The following is a 23,809-nucleotide window of genomic DNA, read 5'->3' on the forward strand; positions in this document are numbered from 1 at the left end:
AAACAACGGACCATATTTCAGATTGAGAAAAGTATTTCGCAAGGGCGAAAAATATTTCGGAAAGCAAGCTGGAAGAATTTTTGCAAAGAAAAAAGGCACTGGTCTTGCCAGTACCTCGCGATTGACTTAATTTAGTTAACTAAAGCTGCAGACCATTTGGCAGAGCCAAGGCCACAGCGAAGATCAGCAGAGCAGCACCGATCCCCCAAAAAATGATCTTCTGCCCCTTTGGCATATCCTTTTCAACCCCAAAAATTACCAAGCCCAGACCAATCAAGCCAGACAAAAGCATCATCCAAAAACCCATTGCTATCCTCTTTCTATCACTCTAAACTAATTTTTTTGCTTATATCCATTCTACAACTAATGCTGGCCTTTTCAAGGACTTTTTTGAAAGCTTAATATGTAGATAAGTATACGTGAATACAAAAAATCCGCCTTCCGGCGGATTTCCTAAATTCTGTATTTTCTGCGCAGTTCCCGGTCCTGGTCGCGCTTCTTGATCGTTTCGCGCTTGTCGTATTCCTTCTTACCCTGCGCTACGCCAATCAAGACCTTGGCAAAGCCGTGCTTCAAGTAAACCTTGAGCGGCACGATGGTCATCCCCTTTTGGGCCTTCACATCGGCCAGTTTGGCAATCTCCTTCTTGTGCAAAAGGAGTCGGCGGCTTCTCAGCGGGTCATGGTTGTAGCGGTTGCCTTCCTTATATTCATCGATATGAACATTTTCCAGGAAGGCCGACCCGTTGATGATCTGCACATAGCCGTCACGCAAGGTCACATGCCGGGCTCTGACTGACTTGATTTCCGTCCCCGTCAAAGCAATCCCGGCTTCATAAGTATCCTTGATGAAGTAGTCGTGCCGGGCTTGCCGGTTCTGCGCGAGGACATTTTCATCCTTGGCTTTTTGTTTCATAAAAAATCCTCCCGCTTACTTTCTAGCGGTTTGGCCGCCGGCGATTGCCTCGCTCGCTTTGCCCCAGCCGCTGGCCGCGGTTGTTGCGGCTTGGCTTGTGGCGTCTGTCACCGCTCTTGTCGCGGCCGCCGTAATTGCGCCGGCCCTTGAAGTTCCGGTCCCCGTTTCTTCTGCCCATCCCGCGGTCATTGTGGGCCCGCTTTTTGGCATCTGGATCGTAAACTTCAAAGTCCAGCTGGTGCTGCTCAACATTAGCATTGGTCAAGACAACCTTGATCGGCATCCCTACCTTATATTTCTTGTGGGTTGCCCGGCCGGTCAAAGTCATGGTCTTTTCATCGTATGAGTAGTAGTCGTCCTTCAAGTTGGAGATGTGGATCAAACCTTCCACCGTGTTCTCCAACTGAACGAACATCCCAAAGCTGGTGACTGATGAAACGACCGCGTCAAACTTGTTGCCAACTTGGTCAGCCATGTATTCGGTCATCTTCAAGTCGTTGGTTGCCCGTTCCGTGTCGATTGACCGCCGCTCTTGGGTTGAAGTCTGGTCAGCTACTTCTGGCAGTTCTTCCTTAAAGTGCTCCTTGACTTCCTCGCCTGTTCCTTCTTCCAGGTAGGCGTGGATCATCCGATGGACCATGGTGTCTGAATACCGGCGGATCGGGGAAGTGAAGTGAGTGTAGTACTTGGCCGCGATCCCGAAGTGCCCCAGCGGATCTTCTGAATAGTGGGCCTGCTTCAAGCTCCGCAGCATCATCATCTGGACAACCGCTTCTTCCGGCGTGCCCAAAGTCTTGGTAACCACCTTCTGCAAGTCCAGCGGCTTGATGTCGTTTGGATCTGCCTTGACGTTCAAGCCGAAGGCACTGCAGAATTCAAAAAATCTGCTGATCCGGTCAGCTTCCGGCGTTTCGTGCACCCGGTAAAGGAAAGGCACCTTTTTTCTGTAGTAGGCTTCCGCTACCGTTTCATTGGCCAAAAGCATGAAGGATTCGATCATCTTTTCGGCCGTCCCCCGGCTGTGCAGGACGATATCCACCGGCTTGCCCTTTTCATCCACGATGATCTTGGCTTCTGGTTCTTCAAAGTCGATGGCCCCCCGGGCATGGCGCTGGTTATACAGGGCTTCATGCAAGGCCGCCATGTCCTTAAGCATTGGCCGCACCTTGACATACTTGTCTTCCAAGTCGCTGTCCGGCACGTCGCCGCGCAAGGCCTGGTTGACCTTGTTGTAGGTCAATCGGCCGTGGGACCGCATCAAGGCCGGGTAGATATCATAAGATACCCGCTCACCTTCCGGGGTGATTTCCATGTCGCAGGACAGAACCAAACGGTCAACGCCTTCGTTCAAGGAACAGATCCCGTTGGACAGTCTGAACGGCAGCATTGGAATAACCCGGTCGACCAAGTAGGTACTGTTGCCCCGGGCAAAAGCTTCCCGGTCTAGTGGAGTTCCTTCCTTAACATAGTGGGCCACGTCAGCGATATGGACGCCCAGATGGTAGTTGCCGTTGTCCAGCTTCCACAAAACGACCGCGTCGTCAAAGTCCTTGGAGTCATCCCCGTCAATCGTGACGGCTGGCTGGTCAGTGATGTCCCGCCGGCCTGGTTCATGCTTTTCTTCTTCAGTTACGTGGTCCGGGATGGCATTAGCCTGCTCTAAGGCATCTTCTGGCCATTCAGTCCGGATGTCGTGTTCAGCCACAATGGACATGATATCCACGCCTGGGTCGTTCTTGTTACCGATAATTTCGACAACTGCCCCGGTCATCTGGTCTGGCAAGTCTTCAGTCGGGTAGGTCTTCAGAGATACCTTGACCATGTCCCCCATTTGCGGAATCAAGCCGTTTTCTGATACATAGACCCGGTACTTCTTGAACTTCTTGTTGGTTGAAATCACGTAGCCGGCAAAGTGGCTGATCTTGACTTGCAGGTCTTCTAAAGGCGTGTATTCGCCGACAATGCTGCTGGCCCCGCGCTCCAAGATTTCTTCAACCTGTCCTTCCGGCCCCTTCCCGTTCCAAGGGTTACCGCCGGCCGTGATCTTGACCTTGACCCGGTCCCCGTCTAAAGCCAGCTTGGTAGCGTCAGAGTTGATGAACACGTCATCGGCTTCTTCATCATCCAAACGGACAAAGCCAAAGCCCTTGTCGTTGGCCCGGAAGACCCCTTCAACTTCAGTATTTTCCTGGGCCAGCTGGTAGCGGCCGTTGCCATCAGTGATGATCTGCTTTTCCTGCTCCAGGTAGGCCAGGGCCTTGACCAGGTCGGTAAAGTTGCCCAAGCGGTCCCGGCGGGCCTGCCGCTCAATTTGGTCAACGCTGAATTGCTTTTGCGGGTTGTGCCGGAAGATCTCCAGCACGCCCGCCAATACAGTCTCATTTTGCGCCATTATTTTCTCCATCTGTATTTTCGTTAAAAAAAACCTCCCATCAAGCAAGTGATCGGGAGGTTAATGATTATTTAGAAGACAGGATTGCCAAAATAATCGAAAAAGCAAAGAACAATACCAGTAGAACTGACGTCACTTTTTCCATAAAGGCTTCAAAGCCCCGCTTCTTGGTCTGGCCGCTAAAGACGGCACCGCCTGACAAAGCGTTCAAGGCATCTTGCTGCTTCTGTGGTTGCATCATTGTCGCAATTATGATCAGCACTGAAACAATGATCAACAGCGTCATAATAAAGTTGTACAATGCACTGCCTCCAATTTATTCTACAATTACTTTACTATTCTATCATAGATAGACTTACTTTGTCTTAGTTTTTTTCAGTTCAGGCGCGTCAGTTTTATAAAGACTGCTTGCGTCCTTCTTGCCCAGCTGGCTCTTTAAGCTGGTCTTGCTCTTTCCGGCTTCCTCCAGCTTCTTTAAAGAGTCGGTCTTGTTGTAGTCGTAGTCACTGGTCTTGACCGGAGTAAACCAGGATGGGTGGTAGAAGCGGAGCAAGTTCCCGGTGACGACCCGGTCAGACAGGGTCAGCTGGGTCAAAACCTGGTTGGCGATCAAGCGGCAGGCCTTCTTTTCCTTGGCATTCGTAACCTTCTTGCCCGTCTTAGTGTAATAGTAGCTGCTCCCCACCTTGGTGTAGACCGGGGTAATAAAGTTCCCGTTTCGCTGGGCCACAACTTGCGGGTTCTTTTTGCTTAAAAGGTCATGACCAAATAAAATCAGGTCCTTGCTCTTGATCCCCAGCAGGTTGAGCAGGGTTGGCATCACGTCGATTTCCCCGCCATAGGTATGCTTGATGCCGCCTTTTAAGTTGCTTGAGTAGAACATGAGCGGCACTCTTTGCTGCTGCTGGTCGTCGAACTCACCGTAATTTTTCTTGCCGGTCAGCTGGGCCATGGCCTCGTTGTGGTTGTTGGAAATCCCATAGTGGTCTCCGTAGAAGACCAAGAGGGTCTTTTTGTCCAGGCCGGTCTTCTTCAGCCAGGTCATGAATTCACCGATCGCCTGGTCCAGGTAGTGGGCCGTCTGCACGTAGCCGTCAACCGTGTTGTCACCGGTCGTGGTCTTCTTGATCGACTGGTTCTGCTTGTCCAGGGTATATGGATAGTGGTTGGTGACCGTGATCATCTTCAGGTAAAAAGGCTGGGGCAGTTCAGAGATATACTTGGCCGACTGCTTGAAGAAGATCTTGTCCTTTAAACCGTAGCCCAAGTACCAGCTGTTTTGGTACTGGTAGTAGTTCAAGGATGCGAAATAATCGTAGCCAAAAGACTTGTAGGCATTGTTCCGGTTCCAGAAGGACCCCGTCCCCCCGTGCATGACGGCGCTAGTGTAGCCGCCCTTTTGCTTTAAAATGGCTGGCATGGATTCAAAAGTGTTGCTGGTCCCGTAAGTCGACATGGCTGAGCCGGACTGGACCCCGAAGAGGGAGTTTTCCAGCATCAGTTCCGCGTCAGAAGTCTTCCCCTGCCCCACCTGGTTGAAGAAGTTGTCAAAAGCCAGGGTATGCTTGGAATGGTAGATCTTGTTCAAGTTAGGCGTGACTTCCTTGCCCTTCCACTTGTAGCCGATCAAAAACTGCTGGAAGCTTTCCAGGTGGATGACGATGACGTTTTTCCCCTTGGCTGCACCCGTATAAGCTGAGTTTGGCTGAACGTAATTGGCCTTGAGGTACTTTTTGACCGAGCTCAAATCCGACACCTTGGCATTGGCCATCTGGGCATTGGTCTGGGCCGTCTTGATCCCGTCATAAAGGGCATATTCGTTGATCCCTAAATACTTGACGATGTAGTTGTTGTCAAAAGTCCGCGTGAGCAGCCCTGACCGGTCCTTTTGGGCCAAAAGGAGGTTGCCCCCCATCAAGATGAGGGCCGTCAGTTCAATCGCGACCTTCCTTTTCCAGGACTGGGCGTAGAGGTCCATTTTGAAAAATTTCCCCAATAAAAGCCCCAGCAAAATCAAGGGGTCAGCGAAGGCTAAAAAGTCACTGCCCTTGAGGATGCCGGCAATGCTTTTGCCCAAATTCTCCGAAGCACTGCCCGAATTCTGCAGCAAAGAGAAAGAGAGGAAGTTGGAGAATTCCCGGTAGTAAAGGATGTTGGCAAAAAGCCAGGTGGCCAAGAGAAAGTCCAGGACAATCATGGTCCAGTAGGACTTGCGCCCCTTCATCAGCATCCCCAGACCCAGAATCAGCATCCCCGACGGAATGGGGTTGATGAGCAAGAGGAAGTTCTGCATCGGCCCCGTCGCCCCCAGGGTAAACTTGGTCAGATAGATTAGGTAACACTTGAGCCAGTAGCCGAAGACCGCCAGGGCAAAGAAGCCGTTCTTAGAGGTCCTAAGCCAGGTCCCAAATGCCTTGATTTTCTGCATTTCTTTCACCTCGAAAAAATCAGTCCCGCAACTTAGCCGGCTTGAAGGACCAGCCAAAGATGCCGAGAATCATGCCAAAGAAGTAGGTCGCGAACCGCCACAAGAACATGGCCAAAACGACCACCCCCGGCTGGCTGATGAAGCTGGCAAAAAGGGTCTGGAAGCTGAATTCCGCCCCGCCGCTGGCCCCAGGCAAGGGGATCACGGCCATGAACATGATGATTAAGATCGTCATCAAGGTCACCTGGACATAGTCAACCGGCTGGCCCAGAGCCCGCAAGGTCAAATATGGAGCTGAGTAGTAGCAAAGAAGCTGTCCAATCGTTAGGAGCACCACGCCCCAGAGCTTTTTCTTCTCCGCCTTGAGGGCCTGGCTTTCCTGGTAGAAGCTTTCCACTTGCTCCAGGGTCGATTTCTCCCAAGCTTGGGCCCTTTCCTGGCCAAAAATCCGCCCCAAAAGCTTCATCAGCTTCTTAACCGCCTTAACCGTCCAGTCATGGGCGAACATGGCTAGCAGGAGCAGGATGATTGAGAAAACGTGGAGGGCAAAGCCCAGGAAAATAAAGATGGCCAAAGCCGCGAACTTGCCAGCCACAAAGTGAAAGCCAAAGATAAAGGCAGTCAAGTAGGCAAATAAGACCACCAGCTGGTAGCAGATGAACTTCATCATCAAAATTGAAGTTGCCCGGCCGCCGGCCATGCCCATTTCCACCATGGCTGCTAATTGCGACGGTTGCCCGCCTGTCGCCATCGGGGTGATCCCGTTGAAAAGGGCCTGAATGAGTGGAATCCGCATATAAGACCAGAAGCTCCGCTTGGCTGTCCCCGGCCTTTTGGCCAAAAGACGGAGGATCAAGGCTTCACAGACATAGGACAGGGCCATGGCTAGAAAGACTAGGGCCAGGCGCCAGGGAATGATCTCTCCGGCTGCCGCCTTTAAAGTGGCCATTGGCGTTGACCGCAGGTCAAAGTATAAAACAAGGGAGCTGATCAATAAGACGATCAGAACTCCCCACAGATTTTTCTTATTCATAGCTGATCTGCCCCAATTCCCGGCCCAGCTGGTACTGCTCTTGGTAGAAGTCCCGCCAGATTTCAGCCAGGTGGTCTTCAGAGTACTGCTGGCTGGCCTTGCGGGAAAGCTCCTGCTGGCGGGCCAGGACTTCCGGATGAGTAGCCGCGAAGCGCAGCTGCTCGTTCATTTCGGCAAAGTCCTTGCCAGACAAGTAGTAGCCATCGATGATGGCCCGGTAGAGGTCCAGGTCTCTGAGCAAGACCGGGGTCCCGCAGCTGAAGGCTTCCAGAACTGACATCGGGAAGAGCTCGTCAAAGGACGGCAAGATAAAGAGGTCGGCCATGTTCAAGTAGTCAACCAGCTTTTCCCGGTCGATGATCCCGGTAAAGGTCAGATTCTTTGGCGGGTTTTCGACCAATTTCTTGAAGTGGTCATAGCCATCCGTGATCTTGCCAAAGGAGAAGCCGCCGGCCCAGATAAACTGGTAGTCGGGATTGGCTTCCGCCAACTTGGCAAAGTCATCGACCCCTTTTCTGGCCTGGACTTGTCCGTCACCGAAGACGACGAACTTGTCCTGGGGGATGCCCAATTCCTGCCGGGTGGCGTTCTTCTTGGCCTGGGTCTGTTCATAGAACTCGCTCTTGGCCACGAAGTTCGGGATATAGCGGATCTTGTTTCTGTCCAGGCCGTATTCAGTCAGCTTGTCGATGAAGATCGGGTTGACGACCACGATCTGGTCCATCCGCTTGTAAAAGTCGATCACGTACTGATAGAAGACCTTCTTAGCCACTCCTGGCAATTTGATTGACCCTTCCAGGGTATCTGGCAAAAAGTGGACATAACCGATCTTGCGGCCTCTGGCTGGTGAGAAGCTGTTGGCAAAGTAGGTTGGATTGATGGTGTGGTAGTGGGTCAAGTCGCTTCGGCCATACTTGTTGATGGTCACGTAGAAGTCATCGACCAGGTGGGTCCTTAGAAGCCGGATCAGTTCTAGGTAGGCTGCCCCGACGCCCTGCCCGGCGACTGAGTCCGCCTGGGAAAACATGTTGATTCTAATCATTGCTATCCTCTTTTTTCACTTGATAGTTGTCAATCGCGTACTGGTAAAATTTGCAGACCTCGCTGGCAAAGTGGCTGGCTGAGATTTCCTCCAGCTTCTTTTCCAATAATTGCGGCGGAATTTCTTTCCGGCCTTGCCGCAGGAAAGCCGCGATTTCTTCCTTCATTTGCCGCAGGCTTTCAAAGGTCATGCCGTAGGCCGGATCATCAAAGACCTGGTCGGTGTAGTCGGTCTTGTAGACCACGCACTTGCGCCCGCTGCCCAAGGCTTCGATATAAGTCAGCCCCTGGGTTTCCGTGTCGCTGGCTGAAACAAAGAAGTCTGCCATCTTATAGTAGCTGCCGACCTGGTCGTGAGCAATATTGCCGGCAAAAATTACATGGTCTTCCAAAGTCAGGCGTTCAACTTGATCTTTCAAAACGTCCACGTCCGGCCCATCGCCAGCAATGACGAAGACCAGCTTAGGGAATTCCGTCAAAAGGTCCGGCATGACCCGAAGAATACGGTCAATCTTCTTTTCCGCGGCTACCCGGCCCAGGGTGATGATCACCTGAGCATCCGGGGCAATCCCCAATTTTTCCCGCAGATCAGCCTTGTCCGGGGCACTGATGGCGTCCAGGTCAACCCCGGTAGGAATCACCCGCATGGGGATTTCCACCCCGTAGCGGGTCAATAAAGCCGCTACTCGCTGGCTGGGTGCGATGACGCCGTCCATGTTCTTCAAGTAGCTTTTGGTAAACTGCTGGACATGGACCGGCCGGAGCAGGTGGCCATTTAAGACATAGTGCAGGTAGTCCTCGTACATGGTGTGGTAGGTGTGGATGGCAGGGATGCCCAATTGCTTGGCCACGTACTTGCCAATTGTGCCCATGGAAAATTCGGTCTGGGTGTGGACGATGTCCAGGTTGACTTCCTTGGCCACCTTGACTGCTTCAAACAGACCCCGGAAAGCAATTCGCCGCTCAGAGAAGCCAATGAAGGGCACGGAGCTGAAGCGGAAGATATTGGCCTCAACCGTGTCCTTGTCAACGTTGGGATCAGTAGTCGTAAAGATGAAGACATTGTGCCCCTGGGCCTCCAAAGCTTCTTTAAGGGTTTTGATCGACGTCGCCACCCCACTGTTTTGCGGGAAGTAGGTGTCTGTAAACAAACCGATATTCATGTGCGCTCATTACCTCCATACTAAAAGACATTATAGAGAATCGGCAAAAGAGGTGCAAATTTCTTAACCAAAATACAAAGAATAAAACATATTTGCAGCAGGGGAAAAGGGGAAGGGAAAAGGAGACAGATAAAACAAAAACGACTCCCAAGAGGAGTCGTTTCAAGCAATAGCGGTGATCGGGGTCGAACCGATACGTCCGTAATGGACACCAGATTTTGAGTCTGACGCGTCTGCCAATTCCGCCACACCGCCGTAATATTAAACTTGAATAGCGGTGATCGGGGTCGAACCGATACGTCCGTAATGGACACCAGATTTTGAGTCTGACGCGTCTGCCAATTCCGCCACACCGCCATGCTATTCTACTTGGCCGTTAAGCCTAAGGCGGGGATCGGAGTCGAACCGACGATTAAGGTTTTGCAGACCTCTGCCTTACCACTTGGCTACACCGCCACGATTATTCTTTTCTGCCCTTCGGCTAGGGCGGTATGTGGGAATCGAACCCACGTATGCTGGATCCACAAACCAGTGTGTTAACCACTTCACCAATACCGCCATATTTTCTTAACAGGGATAGTAGGAATTGAACCCACACCGACGGTTTTGGAGACCGTAGTTCTACCTTTAAACTATATCCCTATTATGGAGGAAAGTGGATTCGAACCACCGAACTCAGAGAGAGCGGTTTTACAGACCGCCGCGTTTAGCCACTTCGCTATTCCTCCATTTTCAATGGCGCGGGACGGAATCGAACCGCCGACACATGGAGCTTCAATCCATTGCTCTACCAACTGAGCTACCGAGCCATCAAACGGTCCATGCGGGATTTGAACCCGCGATCTCCTCCGTGACAGGGAGGCGAGATAAACCACTGCTCCAATGGACCATATTGCGGGAGCTGGATTTGAACCAACGACCTTCGGGTTATGAGCCCGACGAGCTACCAGACTGCTCCATCCCGCGATAATAAAAAGGAGGATGTGGGATTTGAACCCACGCACGAGTCGCCCCGTCTAACGGTTTTCAAAACCGTCCCCTTAAGCCACTTGGGTAATCCTCCAGATGATGGATAGAAAATATTCAATTCTTGCCTTCCGGCAATGACCCGTACGAGATTTGAACTCATGTTACCGCCGTGAAAGGGCGGTGTCTTAACCACTTGACCAACGGGCCGTCATAAGCACTCTTAAGATGATACTCGCTTAAGTTCATCTTGTCAAGCAGCTTTCTCAATCTTTTCAAAGGCCACTTGCGTCGACGCTCGCGCGTCAACAAATACTAGAATACAGAAAAATCCTGTCTTTTGCAAGCCTTTTTTAGAAAAAAAGAGCCACTTTTTTGCCTTTTCCCCTGCTCTCTTTCTTATTTCTAGACTTAGATACAAAAAAAGAGCTGCAGGGCAGCTCTTTATCAAGCGGAGTAAGAGAGATTCGAACTCTCGCGCCAGTTTCCCGACCTACACCCTTAGCAAGGGCGCCTCTTCAGCCACTTGAGTATTACTCCAATGGGCCTGGATGGACTTGAACCATCGACCTCACGCTTATCAAGCGTGCGCTCTAACCAGCTGAGCTACAGGCCCATAAGCGGGTAACGAGAATCGAACTCGCGACAACAGCTTGGAAGGCTGTGGTTTTACCACTAAACTATACCCGCAAATATTCAATTTATGGCGCGGGACGGAATCGAACCGCCGACACATGGAGCTTCAATCCATTGCTCTACCAACTGAGCTACCGAGCCAGCTTATTTAAAAGCAATTGCGGGAGCTGGATTTGAACCAACGACCTTCGGGTTATGAGCCCGACGAGCTACCAGACTGCTCCATCCCGCGCTGACAAAAAATGGACCTTGTAGGACTCGAACCTACGACAGGACGGTTATGAGCCGTCTGCTCTAACCGACTGAGCTAAAGGTCCAAGTTTACAAAATAGCGGCGGGGGGGATCGAACCCTCGACCTCCCGGGTATGAACCGGACGCTCTAGCCAGCTGAGCTACACCGCCATACTGTAACCAATATGGAAAATATTAAATTACAAATCGGGAAGACAGGATTTGAACCTGCGACCCCCTGGTCCCAAACCAGGTGCTCTACCAAACTGAGCCACTTCCCGGATCTATGCACCCAGTAGGACTTGAACCTACAACCTTCTGATTCGTAGTCAGACACTCTATCCAGTTGCGCTATGGGTGCAAGCATGCCGAAGACCGGGGTCGAACCGGTACGGTTGAAACCAACCGCAGGATTTTAAGTCCTGTGCGTCTGCCAATTCCGCCACTCCGGCATATATATAATAAAAAGCGGAAGACGGGATTCGAACCCGCGACCCCCACCATGGCAAGGTGATGTTCTACCACTGAACTACTTCCGCACAATGCCGATTATACGACTTGAACGTACGACCCCCTGTTTACAAGACAGATGCTCTACCAACTGAGCTAAATCGGCATGTTATAAAAACAATACGGGTGGCGGGACTTGAACCCGCACGTCCGAAAACACTAGAACCTAAATCTAGCGCGTCTGCCAATTCCGCCACACCCGCAGATCAGGGCCATGAGTCGTGAGGGACTTGAACCCTCGACCCTCTGATTAAAAGTCAGATGCTCTACCGACTGAGCTAACGACTCGATGGAGGATACAGGGCTCGAACCTGTGACCCTCTGCTTGTAAGGCAGATGCTCTCCCAGCTGAGCTAATCCTCCATATGACTTGTTTACGGCATAGGCCGTAAGCACAAATACTAGTATATCGTATTCAGCCAGGAATGCAAGTCTTTTTTCCTTTTTTTATTTTGAAAAAATAAGCCACAGCACAAAAAAACAGCGGAAAACCGCTGTTTTGGGAAAGATTTTAATTTCGATTACATAATGTCGATCGTCTTGTTGGCAATCAGAACAATGGACAGAACGCAGAGGATTGCAATAACGATAAAGGTGATCTTTTCGTTCTTGTTGAGCTTTCTGCCTTGTTCACGAACGCCTTGGTAGTAAACGATCAAGCCTGGGATGTAACTCAAGGAAACAACCAGGACGTATTGCCAGCCGGCCAAAATCATGCACATGAATTGGAAGAGGGCTGCCAGCAGACCGTAGGTCCATTGGCCCCATTCCTTGCGTTCACGGCTGAACTTCATTTGGTACAAGCCGACAAACAGATATGAGAACAAGATGGCACTTGAAGCCAAAGTGTAACAGAATTCGTAAGCCTTGTCAGTGAAGAGCAAGGAGAAGAGGAAGATGGTCTGCAGGATAGCAGTAGTGAACAGTGAGTTGGTTGGCGCCTTCTTGCTGTTCAGCTTGCCCCAGAACTTAGGAGCAGCACCGTCTTCAGCGATCAAAAGCATGGTTTCTGCTGGCAGCATAGTCCATGACAGCCAGGAAACGATAGTGGAAATGATCAAACCAATGTTGATGATCATAGCGCCCCAGTCGCCGACGATCATCTTCAAGTCGCTGCCCAAAGCTGGTTGTGCAGCACTGGCCAATTGAGCCCGGGTAAGTGAGCCGTATGGCAGGATTGAGATCAGCATGTAGAAGACCAAAAGCAGGACGAAACCAAGCATGGTTGCTTGTTGAGCTTCCTTCAGGCTCTTGGCACGTGAGCCCATGACTGAGGCCCCTTCAACACCGATAAATACCCAGATTAGGGTCATCAAAGTCCCCTTCATCTGTGGCCACAAACCACCAGTCGTCGTCCCCTTGGACAGGTTGTTGGCAACTCTGCCCCAGAAGTCAGCGGTAAACATCCCGCCCTTGAAGGAAACGATGCAGATGATAACAAACATGATCAATGGCACAACCTTGCAGAAAGTACCAATCGTGTTAACGAATGAGGCACTTTCAACACCGTTGTTAACCAAGAAGGTCAAGGCCCAGCAGAAGATGATGGCTACGATGATTGATGGCAGGTTTGAACCGCCCTTGAAGACCGGAATAAAGGTCCCGATCGCGCTCATCAGCATAGTAGCAAAGGCCAGGTTGCCCAGCCAGGCACTCAGCCAGTAGGCCCAGCCGGAAATGAATTCACCCAATGGGCCATAGCCGGCCCCGGCGTAAGCGAAGATACCACCCTTAAGGTCGGATCTCTTCTCAGTCAAATTGTTCAATGACAGAACAAGCATCAAGAAACCAAAGCCAACCAGCAGCCAGGACAAAATAGCGGGCCCTGGAGCGGCAGATGAAGCAATGGAACTGGTAATGCCGAAGATCCCAGTCCCAATAGAGGAACTGACGATCAAAGCGGTCAGGCCAACAAGGCCTATCCCGTTTTTGTTTACTTTCTCTTCCATGATTTTTACCTCCCAAATACTCTTTCCACCTAAAAAGGCGGAGATAGTCTAAGCCCTTGAGCGATAGACCAGCTCCGCGATTTTAGATTCAAAAACCAATTAGATGTCTTCACGGACAATTGGGCAAGACATGCAACGTGGGCCGCCACGACCTCTTGACAATTCGCTTGAGCGAACTTCGTGGACCAGAATCCCGTGTTCTCTCAGCAAAGCGTTGGAAACGTAGTTTCTGTTGTAAGTTACAACTTCACCTGGAGCGATTGCCAAAGTGTTTGAACCGTCGTTCCATTGTTCACGCGGAGCTACGATTGGGTCGCCATTGCCAGTTGGGATCAGGTCGATTTCTGACTTGCCCAAGGCCTTCTTCAGCACTTCCTTGATGTCAGTGTGGTGTTCGAAGGTAACTTCCCCGTCCTTGCCTGGGTGCAGTACCCAGTTGTCAACCTTGCCATCTTCAGTCAAGATGTCTGGGTGAACAGTGAATTGATCGTAGTTGATCATGGTGAACACCGTGTCAAGGTGCATCATTGCGTGGTTGTGCGGAATTGAGATGGCAATTACAGTGTCGTAGTCAGAGTTTGCGAACAAGCTCTTAGCGATGTCTTGAATTGCGTCAGCAGTAGTACGTTCTGAAATACCGATTGCTACTACGTGGTCGCTCAATACCAGTTCGTCACCACCTTCGATGTGACTTTCGTGGTTTCTGTCGCGCCATACCTTAACCTTGCCAGCAAAGCGAGCGTTGTACTTCAAGATGTATTCAGTGATCATTGATTCACGCTGACGAGCTGGGAAAGTCATCTTGTTGACTGACATCCCTTCGCCGATTGAAGCTTGCGGGTCACGGGTGAAGTAGGCGTTTGGAAGTGGATCCATCAAGAATGGCCATTCAGTGTTTTCTGACACTGCTGCCAAGTCAAGAGTGGTCAGTTCCAGGTCATCTCTGCGGATACCTTCGTAGATTCTGGTTACCAGTTCAGTTGGAGTCAGAGCCTTAAGGTATTCAACCAAAGCGTCGTGAGTTACGCCGGCAACAAAGCCAGCTTCTGCTACTTGTCTTTCAATGAATTCGTTTCTGACAGCTTCGTCTGCCAAGGCTTCGGCAGCCAAGTCTTCGGTGTAGATAACTTCGGCACCGTTGTCGCGCAGGGTTTGTGCGAAGAAGTCGTGTTCTTCTTGCGCGATTGGCAAGTATGGAATGTCGTCAAACAAGAGACGTTCCATTGAATCCGGCGTGATGTTTTCGATTTCGCGCCCTGGCCTGTGCAGCATAACTGTCTTCAACTTACCAATTTCTGAAGTTACATGAATAGGACTTGTCATGATCTTTACACTCCTATAATTGCTAATTTACCTAATATCCTAATGATTTGTGTGGTTATAAATCGTCAAGTCAACCTACTAACGACTTAACTAACTAGTTGTTCGTAATTTTTAAAGAGAGATTTTTACACTAAAATTTAAACCGGTCGATGAGCTAACGTGCTTATGCGTGGATAACAGTCCCCAACTGTCCAGCAAGAGCGGCGTCTAAGCCTGACAGAGAAGTAATGATGGCTTCTCTTTCCGGGTGGCCTTCAACGAATGACATGCAGGCTTGAACCTTAGGAAGCATGCTGCCGGCAGCGAATTGACCTTCGTCAATGTACTTCTTGGCTTCTTCAACAGAGATGTTTTCCAAGTTCTTTTGGTCTGGCTTGTTGAAGTTGATTGCCACGTAGTCAACGGCGGTCAAGATGATCAGCTTGTCCGCGCCAACATTGTCTGCCAACAATGCGCTGGAGCGGTCCTTGTCGATAACGGCTGGCACGCCCTTGAGCCCTTCTTCGGTCTCAACTACAGGCACCCCGCCGCCACCGCCGGCGATAACGAGTTCATCTGCTTCAATCAAGGTCTTGATGCTGTTCAATTCAACGATTCTCTTTGGAGTCGGTGAAGGGACAACCTGCCGCCAGCCGCGGCCAGCGTCTTCCTTGAAGATGTAGCCCTTGTCTTCAGCGATTGAGTCGGCTTCTTCCTTAGTGTAGAAGGCCCCAATCGGCTTAGTTGGGTTTTGGAAGGCTGAGTCAGCCGGGTCAACAACGATCTGCGTTACGATAGTCGCCACGTCCTTGGTCATGCCGCGCTTGTGGAGTTCGTTTTGCAGACTTTGCTGCAGGTGGTAGCCAATGTAGCCCTGGCTCATTGCCCCGCATTCAGGGAATGGGAAGGCCGCGCTTTGGCCATGTTCAGCAGCGTAGCTCATGCCCAGGTTGATTTGGCCAACCTGCGGGCCGTTACCGTGGCTGATAACTACTTCGTTGCCGGCGCTGATCAAACCGATCAGTGAGGAAGCTGTGTTCTTAACCAATTCCAATTGTTCGGCTGGTGACTTGCCGAGGGCGTTGCCGCCCAATGCTACAACAACTTTTGACATAAGAGCACCTCTTCTTGATTAGTCGCCCAAGGTAGCAACCATGACAGCCTTGATGGTGTGCATTCTGTTTTCAGCTTCACGGAAGACAACTGAGTGCTTGCTTTCGAAGACTTCGTCAGTTACTTCAAGTTCCTTCAAGCCAAACTTTTCGTAAACTTCGCGGCCAACTTCAGTTTCCAGGTTGTGGAAGGCTGGCAGGCAGTGTTCAAAGATAACGTTAGGGTTTTCAGTAGCCTTAAGAACGTCCATAGTGATTTGGTATGGTGAAAGCAATTCGATCCGCTTCTTCCACTTGTCGTCGGATTCACCCATTGATACCCAAACGTCGCCGTAGATTACGTCCATGCCCTTAACGCCTTCCTTGATGTCGTTTGAAACAACGATCTTGGCGCCAGTTTCCTTAGCGATTGCGTTAGCCTTTGCCAAAGTTTCTTCGCTTGGGTTCAGTTCTGGAGGAGTTACAACGTGGTATTCCATACCCATAACTGCGGCACCCAGCATCAAAGCGTTTGATACGTTGTCGTGACCGTCACCAACAAAGGCAAACTTAATGTCCTTGTATTCCTTCTTCAAAACTTCCTTAGCAGTCAAGAAGTCGGCCAAAACTTGAGTTGGGTGGTCAGCGTCAGTCAAACCGTTCCAAACTGGGACACCGGAATACTTAGCCAAAGTTTCAGCTGCTTCTTGTGAGAAGCCACGGAATTCGATACCGTCGAACATGCCGCCCAATACGCGAGCAGTGTCCTTAACTGATTCCTTGTGGCCGAAGTGTGAGCCGCTTGGCCCAAGGTAAGTTACGTGAGCGCCTTGGTCGTGAGCACCAACTTCGAATGAGCAGCGGGTTCTGGTTGAGTCCTTTTCGAAGATCAAAGCAATGTTCTTGCCCTTCAAACGAGGTTGTTCAACACCAGCGTACTTGTCCTTCTTCAGTTGTTCTGCCAGGTCAAGCAAGTATTCCATTTCACGAGTGTTGAAGTCTGCGAGAGTTAAGTAACTGCGGTTGCGTAAATTAAAAGCCATGATAGCTTCCTCCTGTTTTCTATTGTTTTGTGTTTTTCACTTGTTTACGATTATCATTATAGAAAGCGTTTTCAGACCACAACAGTAAAAAACAAAAAGATTTACCAGAAAAAAATAGAAATCAATTAATTAGTTTTTCTGAACTGTATAATCGAATTTTTTAAGTGAATAGAAGGCCGCTTATACGGCCCCTTGGGTACTTTTACCATGTTTATACACTTTTTTATTTTAAGTCTCCTTTGTGCTACAATTGGATAGTTGACTCAGTAGACTTCAACTTGCTTCAAAAACAGGGAGAAAATACAAAAATGCACTTTTATATCACAAACAAGAGCACCAGGAACTTACAACTAATTGGTGACGCCCTGGAGCGGAACTTCGAAAACATTGTCGTCGGCCGGTCAACCGATGCCCAAAGGACCTTTGACGACCTCCGCCAACTCAGAGTTGACGTATTGGTTGTCGACTATGATCTGGCACCCTTTGACGGCCTAACCCTCTTAAGGCGGCTCAAGCAGGCCAACATCCTGCCCCGGGTGATTATGACGGCCAATACCCCGTCAGAATCCTTGATCACGGCTGCCTACCAAAACGGTTGCGACTTTTTCATCCACCACCAGCTCAATTCTGAGGAAATCGCCCATATTTCCAAGATTATCAGTACAACCTTGCAGCTCTTGAGCAATATGCGGGTGATCAGCGAACTTTCGGGCAGCTTGAACAATCCATCCGGCCGCCAGCAGACCACTCGCCGGCAGCAAATAGACCATGTGACTGACACCCTGCGCTTTTTGGGCATTGCATCTGAAAAAGGCTATGAAGACATCATGAAGATCATCCGCTTGATGGTCGACAAGGACATGAGCTTTGACCAGATCGACCTGGAAGAAAGTTTTGGCATCAGCGGCCGGGAGAAAAAGGTTATCTACCAGCGGATCCGCCGGACCCTGCACATCGGGATCGTCAATCTGGCCACCATGTGCATCGACTACCCGGACAATGAAATGCTGCTGGACTATGCCAACAACCTTTTTGAGTACCAGAACATCCACGTGGAAATGCAGCACCAAAACGGCAAGGAGCTGGAACGGGGGCAGATTTCCCTGCAGCACTTTTTTGACGGTCTGCTGCAAGAAAGCTACCGGGTCAAGCGAGGCAGCGACAATGAGCTCTGGTAAGGAGCTTTCTGCTTATAGTACAATTGGATAGTAAGGAAAAATCTTATCTCTTTTATTATAGAAAGAAAGGCTCAACATGTTAGAAAAAGTTACCGTTGACCCAAGCTTTTGGGAGCTCTTCCCTGACGCGCAAGTAAACATCATGCTCGTCAGCGGCATCGACAACCACGACACTGACGACAATCTGGCCCGCCGGCGCAAGCTGCTCAGAGAAGGCAGCGACAAGGCGGAAGACTTCCTGGGTGCCGCAGCTTTTGCCAAGAACCCAGTTGTTGCTGAATGGCGGCAAGCCTACCAGCAATTCAAAAAGAAGAAAGGCGTCCGGGCTTCCATCGAAGCTCTTTTGAAGCGGATCGACAAGGGCGAAGATTTGCGGCCGATTTCACCATTGGTTGATGTCTACAACTCAGTTTCCCTGGCTCATGGGGTGCCAATCGGCATCGAAGACCAAGACAAGCTGGCCGGCACCATGCACCTGGGTCAAGTTCATGAAGGCCTGGCCTTCCAGCCAGTCGGCGCTGACAAGGACGAACCGACCCTTGAAGGCGAAGTTGCCTGGTACGACGACCAAGGTGCCGTCTGCCGCTGCCTCAACTGGCGGGATGCCCAAAGAACCATGCTGGATGAAGATTCAACTAAGGGCGTAATCGTAATTGAATCTGTCAACGCTGACCAGGCGCAGCGGGCTAACGAAGCCATGAGCGACTTGGAAAAGCTTTTGGAAGAATTCTTCGGCATCAAGCCGGACAAGTCTGTTGTCTTAACCAAGGACGCGCCAAGCGTAGACGTTGACTAAAAAATTATCAACAAGTTTTCCACAGATCAAAAAAGTCTTACCTGTCAAAGGTAAGACTTTTCTATTGCCTATATTTCTTTAATTACATTAATTCTTTTCCTGGCTCCAGACCTTTTCTCCGCCAATCCAGGTGGAAGCCGGCTTGACCTTGGCTAAGTCAGCCGCCTTTTGGCTGAAGATGTCTCTGTCCAAGATGACAAAGTCGGCGTCCTTGCCCGGGGTCAAGGTCCCGTTGTTGACAAAGCCGCCCATCTTAGCCGCGTCTCTGGTGTATGCCAGAATGGCCCGGGCAACGGAAATACCTTCATCTTCGTTGATGAAGCCGCCTGCTGCCGTGTGCCGGGTCACTGCCGCGTAGATTCCGTAAAATGGACTGTCCGGTTCAGCCCATGGAGTACATGGAGCGTCTGAACTGAGGCTGAAGAGAATATTTTTGTCAGCCAGGCTCTTGATCCGGTAGGCCATCTTCAGCTGGTCTGCTGACAAAAACTGCCGGTAGGAATCTTCTTCGGCGAAGAAGAAGATCGGCTGGGTAGAAACCGCCAGGCCAATTTTTGCCTCCTTCAGCTCCTTGAGCATGGAGTCAGACAAAAGTGAAGCATGCTCGATTCTGACTGACGGCTGACCTTCAAGCCAAGGGTCCATATTTTGGCAAACATCAATCACCCGCTGAATAGCCGCGTCGCCCATGGCATGAACCGCGACTTGCAGCTTCTTTTCTCTGGCATAAGCGATGATTTCCCGCAGGCGGTCCTCACTGGTTAAGGCTACCCCCTTTTTGCCAGATGGGAAAGCATCCTTCATCAAGGCCGTTTCACCGGAAATGCTGCCATCCATAAAGACCTTGAGCCCGGCTACCCGCAGGCGGTCGCTCTCTTCGATCTCAAAGGGTCCGGAAATTTCATCAGCCACATAATAGATGGCCGACTTAGGCTTAAAGCCCTGCTTGTAGGCATCTTGGTACAAAGAAAGGGTGGCGTAAGGGTGAAGGCGACCCATCATTTCGCCGATGGCCACCAGGCCGTTTTCCAGGTAGTGGCTGGATGACTTGACCAGGTTGGCCACGTCGTTTTCATAAGACAAGGCAGATTTGGCCCGAATCAAAAGCTGGCTGGCCGCGACCTCCCGCATGAAGCCAGTTGGCCGGCCGGAAGCATCTTTTTCAATCTTCCCGCCCTCTGGATCTGGCGTATTTTCATCGATTCCTGCCAATTCCAGGGCCCGGGAATTGCCCACTGAAGAGTGGCAGTCAGACCGGTACAAAAAGATCGGCTGGGTGGTTGACACCTGGTCCAGGTCATTTCTGGTCGGGCTCCGGTGTTCAGCCAGCTTGCTTTCGTCAAAGCCCCAGCCTTCAATCCAGGTGTCCGGCCCCTGGCCATATTCCGGAGTGTGGCGGAGGGCTTCCTGCATCTCACTAATACTGTTGACCAAAGGCGGGGTGCAAGCTGCCCCATGCAGGGCATCGGCAATGTACTTGGGGTGGGTATGGTTGTCAATCAGACCTGGCAGGACGGTTTGACCTTGAAGATCAATGATCTCCCCCCGGCCCTTTTCCCCAATAGCCACGATCTTGCCGTCTTCAACCGTAATTGAATCGGTAAAGGCCGTCTCATTTTCCCCGGTAAAAATTTTCCCGTTTACAAAAGTTCGGCAGTTCATCTTTTTCTCCTGTTTTCCTATTAATCCTATTTTTTATTCTAGATATTAACCGCTTACAATATTATTCTACTCAGAAACAGTACAAATAACAGTAAAAATTAGACAAATAGAAAACAAAAAAAGAAAATAAAACAAAAAGAGCCAGACTTCCATCTGACTCTTGTCTCGCGCGGCAGCTTCCTATCCTCGCAGGCAGTTTCCCACCAACTACTTTCGGCGTTAAGAAGCTTAACTGCTGTGTTCGGCATGGGAACAGGTGTATCCTTCTTGCCATTGCCACCGCACTCTCTTTGAGCTTGCACGCTCAAAACTGAATATCTCTTCCAAGTCAAAACCTTCATTGCTTCGCTCTTTTGGTCAAGTCCTCGACTGATTAGTACCGGTCCGCTCCAAAGCTCACGCTTCTTCCACTCCCGGCCTATCTACCTCATCGTCTCTGAGGTGTCTTACTTTCTTGAAGAAATGGGAAATCTCATCTTGAGGGGGGCTTCGCACTTAGATGCTTTCAGCGCTTATCCCGTCCGCACATAGCTACCCAGCGATGCCTTTGGCAAGACAACTGGTACACCAGCGGTGCGTCCATCCCGGTCCTCTCGTACTAAGGACAGCTCCTCTCAAATTTCCTGCGCCCACGACGGATAGGGACCGAACTGTCTCACGACGTTCTGAACCCAGCTCGCGTGCCGCTTTAATGGGCGAACAGCCCAACCCTTGGGACCGACTTCAGCCCCAGGATGCGACGAGCCGACATCGAGGTGCCAAACCTCCCCGTCGATGTGAACTCTTGGGGGAGATAAGCCTGTTATCCCCAGGGTAGCTTTTATCCGTTGAGTGATGGCCCTTCCATGCGGTACCACCAGATCACTAAGCCCTACTTTCGTACCTGCTCGAGTTGTCTCTCTCGCAGTCAAGCTCCCTTTTACCTTTACACTCTGCGAATGATTTCCAACCATTCTGAGGGAACCTTTGGGCGCCTCCGTTACACTTTAGGAGGCGACCGCCCCAGTCAAACTGCCCGTCAAACACTGTCCTCGGCCTGGATCACAGGCCTGAGTTAGAGCATCCGTCAAGCAAGGGTAGTATCCCAACAGCGCCTCAGATAAGACTGGCGTCCTATCTTCTCCGGCTCCTACCTATCCTGTACATGCTTGACAGATACCCAATATTAAACTGCAGTAAAGCTCCATGGGGTCTTTCCGTCCTGTCGCGGGTAACCCGCATCTTCACGGGTATTATAATTTCACCGAGTCTCTCGTTGAGACAGTGCCCAAATCATTACACCTTTCGTGCAGGTCGGAACTTACCCGACAAGGAATTTCGCTACCTTAGGACCGTTATAGTTACGGCCGCCGTTTACTGGGGCTTCAATTCAAACCTTCGCTTGCGCTAAGCTCTCCTCTTAACCTTCCAGCACCGGGCAGGTGTCAGCACCTATACTTCATCTTACGATTTTGCAGATGCCTGTGTTTTTGATAAACAGTTGCTTGGGCCTTTTCACTGCGGCTGATCTTGCGACCAGCGCCCCTTCTCCCGAAGTTACGGGGCCATTTTGCCGAGTTCCTTAACGAGAGTTCTCTCGCTCACCTGAGGATACTCTCCTCGACTACCTGTGTCGGTTTGCGGTACGGGTGCACCGTCTCTGGCTAGAAGCTTTTCTCGGCAGTGTGACGTCGCAGCCTTCGCTACTATAATTTCGCTCCTCATCACGCCTTGTCCTTATGAGAGCAAGCATTTGACTCGCTCTCAGACTTGACGCTTGAACGTGGTATCCAGCACCACGCGCTGCTAGCCTCCTGCGTCCCTCCATCGCTCATAACGATTCGGTGCAGTACAGGAATCTCAACCTGTTGTCCATCGACTACGCCTCTCGGCCTCGCCTTAGGTCCCGACTTACCCTGGGCGGACGAGCCTGCCCCAGGAAACCTTAGTCTTGCGGCGGACAGGATTCTCACCTGTCTTTCGTTACTCATACCGGCATTCTCACTTCTAGAAGCTCCACATGTCCTCTCGGTCATGCTTCACCGCCGCTAGAACGCTCTCCTACCACGTGCATAATGCACATCCACAGTTTCGGTATCATGCTTAGCCCCGGTAAATTTTCGGCGCGGCGTCACTCGACTAGTGAGCTATTACGCACTCTTTGAATGATGGCTGCTTCTGAGCCAACGTCCTAGTTGTCTGCGCAACTCCACATCCTTTTCCACTTAGCATGAATTTTGGGACCTTAACTGGTGATCTGGGCTGTTTCCCTTTCGACTACGGATCTTATCACTCGCAGTCTGACTCCCGCACATAAATGTCTGGAATTCGCAGTTTATCTGAATTCAGTAACCCTTGACGGGCCCCTAGTCCAAACAGAGCTCTACCTCCAGCATCCTCTTTGCGAGGCTAGCCCTAAAGCTATTTCGGAGAGAACCAGCTATCTCCAAGTTCGTTTGGAATTTCACCGCTACCCACAACTCATCCCCGCAATTTTCAACTTACGTGGGTTCGGTCCTCCAGCGCGTTTTACCGCGCCTTCAACCTGGTCATGGGTAGGTCACTTGGTTTCGGGTCTGCGTCAGCCAACTGCTCGCCCTCTTCAGACTCGCTTTCGCTGCGGCTCCGTCTTTTCTGACTTAACCTTGCTGACTAACGCAACTCGCCGGTTCATTCTACAAAAGGCACGCCATTACCCGTTAATGGGCTTTGACTACTTGTAGGCACACGGTTTCAGGTTCTCTTTCACTCCCCTCCCGGGGTTCTTTTCACCTTTCCCTCACGGTACTGGTTCACTATCGGTCACTGGTTAGTATTTAGCCTTGCGAGATGGTCCTCGCGGATTCAAACGGGATTTCACGTGTCCCGCCCTACTCAGGATACTGATAGGCCTTCTTTGGATTTCGCTTACGGGGCTCTCACCCTCTCTGGCGCGTCTTCCCAAACGCTTCTGCTATCCTCTGAAGTGCCATGTTTCAGTCCTACAACCCCGGCAGATAAATCTGCCGGTTTGGGCTCTTTCCTGTTCGCTCGCCGCTACTTGGGAAATCGATATTTCTTTCTCTTCCTGCAGCTACTTAGATGTTTCAGTTCACTGCGTGTTCCTTTCTTGTGCTATGTATTCACACAAGAATAGCATGTCTGCACATGCTGGGTTCCCCCATTCGGAGACCTCCGGATCAAAGCCTACTTACGGCTCCCCGAAGACTTTCGCGGTTAGTCGCGTCCTTCATCGGCTTCCAGTGCCAAGGCATTCACCGTGCGCCCTTCTTCACTTGACCTTGCAAGTTTGTTCTTTCGAACTCTCTCGGTCGCTTTGCAATGTTTTCATTGATCTCAATGATTCTCGGTTTTTTCTTGGAATTAAGATATTCAGTTTTCAACGTACAAACTTGGCCTTGCGGCCAATGGAGGCAAACGGGATCGAACCGATGACCTCCTGCTTGCAAAGCAGGTGCTCTCCCAGCTGAGCTATGCCCCCGTAAATATCAAC

The 23,809-nt window shown here is 50.7% G+C and carries 15 protein-coding genes, 27 tRNA genes and 2 rRNA genes; 2 read left to right on the forward strand and 42 right to left on the reverse strand.

Annotation, left to right across the window (positions count from 1 at the left end):
- Nucleotides 1–139: 139 nt before the first annotated feature.
- From ACYVUT_RS09140 to argF, 38 genes are all read right to left on the reverse strand, one after another.
- Nucleotides 140–307, reverse strand: coding sequence for a hypothetical protein (locus ACYVUT_RS09140; protein ID WP_484500697.1), 168 nt, complete (start codon nucleotides 305–307; stop codon nucleotides 140–142).
- Between the two features lie 146 nt (nucleotides 308–453).
- Nucleotides 454–915 carry an SsrA-binding protein SmpB gene (gene smpB / locus ACYVUT_RS09145; RefSeq protein WP_003611142.1) on the reverse strand — a complete coding sequence of 154 codons (462 nt, stop codon included), beginning with the start codon at nucleotides 913–915 and terminating at the stop codon, nucleotides 454–456.
- Nucleotides 916–937: 22 nt separating this feature from the next.
- Entirely contained in the window at nucleotides 938–3,307 is a 2,370-nt protein-coding gene (gene rnr / locus ACYVUT_RS09150) for a ribonuclease R (protein ID WP_484501909.1), read from the reverse strand.
- Between the two features lie 67 nt (nucleotides 3,308–3,374).
- Complete coding sequence (gene secG / locus ACYVUT_RS09155; RefSeq protein WP_002876914.1) at nucleotides 3,375–3,608, reverse strand: preprotein translocase subunit SecG; 234 nt, start codon at nucleotides 3,606–3,608, stop codon at nucleotides 3,375–3,377.
- 54 nt (nucleotides 3,609–3,662) lie between these two features.
- A complete protein-coding gene (locus ACYVUT_RS09160; protein WP_484501910.1) occupies nucleotides 3,663–5,735 on the reverse strand; it encodes an LTA synthase family protein in 2,073 nt (690 codons plus the stop codon).
- Between the two features lie 19 nt (nucleotides 5,736–5,754).
- Nucleotides 5,755–6,768 carry a lysylphosphatidylglycerol synthase transmembrane domain-containing protein gene (locus ACYVUT_RS09165; RefSeq protein WP_484501911.1) on the reverse strand — a complete coding sequence of 338 codons (1,014 nt, stop codon included), beginning with the start codon at nucleotides 6,766–6,768 and terminating at the stop codon, nucleotides 5,755–5,757.
- The gene (locus ACYVUT_RS09170; protein ID WP_484500701.1) at nucleotides 6,761–7,810 is read right to left on the reverse strand and encodes a glycosyltransferase family 4 protein; all 1,050 of its coding nucleotides are present in this window, start codon (nucleotides 7,808–7,810) and stop codon (nucleotides 6,761–6,763) included. Before ACYVUT_RS09170 ends, ACYVUT_RS09165 begins: the two co-directional genes overlap by 8 nt.
- Nucleotides 7,803–8,972 (reverse strand): glycosyltransferase family 4 protein, encoded by a 1,170-nt coding sequence (locus ACYVUT_RS09175; protein ID WP_484501912.1) that lies wholly within the window; start codon nucleotides 8,970–8,972, stop codon nucleotides 7,803–7,805. The genes ACYVUT_RS09170 and ACYVUT_RS09175 overlap by 8 nt, the downstream gene beginning before the upstream one ends.
- Before the next feature lie 170 nt (nucleotides 8,973–9,142).
- Nucleotides 9,143–9,227, reverse strand: a tRNA-Leu gene (locus tag ACYVUT_RS09180).
- 17 nt (nucleotides 9,228–9,244) lie between these two features.
- A tRNA-Leu gene (locus ACYVUT_RS09185) sits at nucleotides 9,245–9,329 on the reverse strand.
- Between the two features lie 28 nt (nucleotides 9,330–9,357).
- Nucleotides 9,358–9,428, reverse strand: a tRNA-Cys gene (locus ACYVUT_RS09190).
- Between the two features lie 29 nt (nucleotides 9,429–9,457).
- A tRNA-His gene (locus tag ACYVUT_RS09195) sits at nucleotides 9,458–9,530 on the reverse strand.
- Between the two features lie 13 nt (nucleotides 9,531–9,543).
- A tRNA-Trp gene (locus ACYVUT_RS09200) sits at nucleotides 9,544–9,614 on the reverse strand.
- 4 nt (nucleotides 9,615–9,618) lie between these two features.
- Nucleotides 9,619–9,700: transfer RNA gene (locus tag ACYVUT_RS09205), tRNA-Tyr, on the reverse strand.
- A gap of 8 nt (nucleotides 9,701–9,708) precedes the next feature.
- A tRNA-Phe gene (locus tag ACYVUT_RS09210) sits at nucleotides 9,709–9,781 on the reverse strand.
- Between the two features lie 6 nt (nucleotides 9,782–9,787).
- A tRNA-Asp gene (locus tag ACYVUT_RS09215) sits at nucleotides 9,788–9,861 on the reverse strand.
- A gap of 3 nt (nucleotides 9,862–9,864) precedes the next feature.
- Nucleotides 9,865–9,938, reverse strand: a tRNA-Met gene (locus ACYVUT_RS09220).
- 9 nt (nucleotides 9,939–9,947) lie between these two features.
- Nucleotides 9,948–10,035 (reverse strand) — tRNA-Ser (locus tag ACYVUT_RS09225).
- A gap of 41 nt (nucleotides 10,036–10,076) precedes the next feature.
- Nucleotides 10,077–10,148: transfer RNA gene (locus tag ACYVUT_RS09230), tRNA-Glu, on the reverse strand.
- 242 nt (nucleotides 10,149–10,390) lie between these two features.
- Nucleotides 10,391–10,478 (reverse strand) — tRNA-Ser (locus ACYVUT_RS09235).
- A gap of 2 nt (nucleotides 10,479–10,480) precedes the next feature.
- Nucleotides 10,481–10,554, reverse strand: a tRNA-Ile gene (locus tag ACYVUT_RS09240).
- A 3-nt stretch (nucleotides 10,555–10,557) separates the two neighbouring features.
- Nucleotides 10,558–10,628: transfer RNA gene (locus ACYVUT_RS09245), tRNA-Gly, on the reverse strand.
- A 14-nt stretch (nucleotides 10,629–10,642) separates the two neighbouring features.
- Nucleotides 10,643–10,715: transfer RNA gene (locus ACYVUT_RS09250), tRNA-Phe, on the reverse strand.
- A 17-nt stretch (nucleotides 10,716–10,732) separates the two neighbouring features.
- Nucleotides 10,733–10,806, reverse strand: a tRNA-Met gene (locus tag ACYVUT_RS09255).
- A gap of 11 nt (nucleotides 10,807–10,817) precedes the next feature.
- A tRNA-Ile gene (locus ACYVUT_RS09260) sits at nucleotides 10,818–10,891 on the reverse strand.
- Between the two features lie 12 nt (nucleotides 10,892–10,903).
- Nucleotides 10,904–10,977: transfer RNA gene (locus ACYVUT_RS09265), tRNA-Met, on the reverse strand.
- A 36-nt stretch (nucleotides 10,978–11,013) separates the two neighbouring features.
- Nucleotides 11,014–11,087 (reverse strand) — tRNA-Pro (locus ACYVUT_RS09270).
- Nucleotides 11,088–11,093: 6 nt separating this feature from the next.
- Nucleotides 11,094–11,167: transfer RNA gene (locus ACYVUT_RS09275), tRNA-Arg, on the reverse strand.
- A 5-nt stretch (nucleotides 11,168–11,172) separates the two neighbouring features.
- Nucleotides 11,173–11,258: transfer RNA gene (locus ACYVUT_RS09280), tRNA-Leu, on the reverse strand.
- Nucleotides 11,259–11,273: 15 nt separating this feature from the next.
- A tRNA-Gly gene (locus ACYVUT_RS09285) sits at nucleotides 11,274–11,345 on the reverse strand.
- 4 nt (nucleotides 11,346–11,349) lie between these two features.
- Nucleotides 11,350–11,422: transfer RNA gene (locus tag ACYVUT_RS09290), tRNA-Thr, on the reverse strand.
- Between the two features lie 15 nt (nucleotides 11,423–11,437).
- Nucleotides 11,438–11,519, reverse strand: a tRNA-Leu gene (locus tag ACYVUT_RS09295).
- Nucleotides 11,520–11,531: 12 nt separating this feature from the next.
- A tRNA-Lys gene (locus ACYVUT_RS09300) sits at nucleotides 11,532–11,604 on the reverse strand.
- A gap of 2 nt (nucleotides 11,605–11,606) precedes the next feature.
- A tRNA-Val gene (locus ACYVUT_RS09305) sits at nucleotides 11,607–11,679 on the reverse strand.
- A gap of 158 nt (nucleotides 11,680–11,837) precedes the next feature.
- Nucleotides 11,838–13,265, reverse strand: coding sequence for a basic amino acid/polyamine antiporter (locus ACYVUT_RS09310; RefSeq protein ID WP_484501913.1), 1,428 nt, complete (start codon nucleotides 13,263–13,265; stop codon nucleotides 11,838–11,840).
- Between the two features lie 99 nt (nucleotides 13,266–13,364).
- Nucleotides 13,365–14,588, reverse strand: a complete 1,224-nt coding sequence (gene arcA / locus ACYVUT_RS09315; protein WP_484500702.1) for an arginine deiminase — start codon at nucleotides 14,586–14,588, stop codon at nucleotides 13,365–13,367.
- A 163-nt stretch (nucleotides 14,589–14,751) separates the two neighbouring features.
- Nucleotides 14,752–15,681 carry a carbamate kinase gene (arcC, locus tag ACYVUT_RS09320; RefSeq protein ID WP_439775620.1) on the reverse strand — a complete coding sequence of 310 codons (930 nt, stop codon included), beginning with the start codon at nucleotides 15,679–15,681 and terminating at the stop codon, nucleotides 14,752–14,754.
- An 18-nt stretch (nucleotides 15,682–15,699) separates the two neighbouring features.
- Nucleotides 15,700–16,701 carry an ornithine carbamoyltransferase gene (gene argF, locus ACYVUT_RS09325; RefSeq protein WP_025896204.1) on the reverse strand — a complete coding sequence of 334 codons (1,002 nt, stop codon included), beginning with the start codon at nucleotides 16,699–16,701 and terminating at the stop codon, nucleotides 15,700–15,702.
- A gap of 308 nt (nucleotides 16,702–17,009) precedes the next feature.
- Between argF and ACYVUT_RS09330 the strand changes: the two genes are divergently transcribed.
- Together ACYVUT_RS09330 and ACYVUT_RS09335 are read left to right on the forward strand one after the other, a co-directional pair.
- The gene (locus ACYVUT_RS09330; RefSeq protein WP_484501914.1) at nucleotides 17,010–17,879 is read left to right on the forward strand and encodes a DNA-binding domain-containing protein; all 870 of its coding nucleotides are present in this window, start codon (nucleotides 17,010–17,012) and stop codon (nucleotides 17,877–17,879) included.
- Between the two features lie 76 nt (nucleotides 17,880–17,955).
- Entirely contained in the window at nucleotides 17,956–18,675 is a 720-nt protein-coding gene (locus ACYVUT_RS09335; RefSeq protein WP_439775622.1) for a B3/B4 domain-containing protein, read from the forward strand.
- An 87-nt stretch (nucleotides 18,676–18,762) separates the two neighbouring features.
- Here ACYVUT_RS09335 and ACYVUT_RS09340 read toward each other — a convergent pair whose 3' ends face one another.
- From ACYVUT_RS09340 to ACYVUT_RS09355, 4 genes are all read right to left on the reverse strand, one after another.
- Nucleotides 18,763–20,337, reverse strand: a complete 1,575-nt coding sequence (locus ACYVUT_RS09340; protein ID WP_484501915.1) for an amidohydrolase — start codon at nucleotides 20,335–20,337, stop codon at nucleotides 18,763–18,765.
- 167 nt (nucleotides 20,338–20,504) lie between these two features.
- A 5S ribosomal RNA gene (gene rrf, locus ACYVUT_RS09345) occupies nucleotides 20,505–20,621 on the reverse strand.
- A 69-nt stretch (nucleotides 20,622–20,690) separates the two neighbouring features.
- Nucleotides 20,691–23,597 (reverse strand): 23S ribosomal RNA (locus ACYVUT_RS09350).
- A gap of 127 nt (nucleotides 23,598–23,724) precedes the next feature.
- Nucleotides 23,725–23,797, reverse strand: a tRNA-Ala gene (locus ACYVUT_RS09355).
- Nucleotides 23,798–23,809 lie beyond the last annotated feature (12 nt).

This window comes from Lactobacillus sp. WILCCON 0059 (assembly GCF_057197985.1).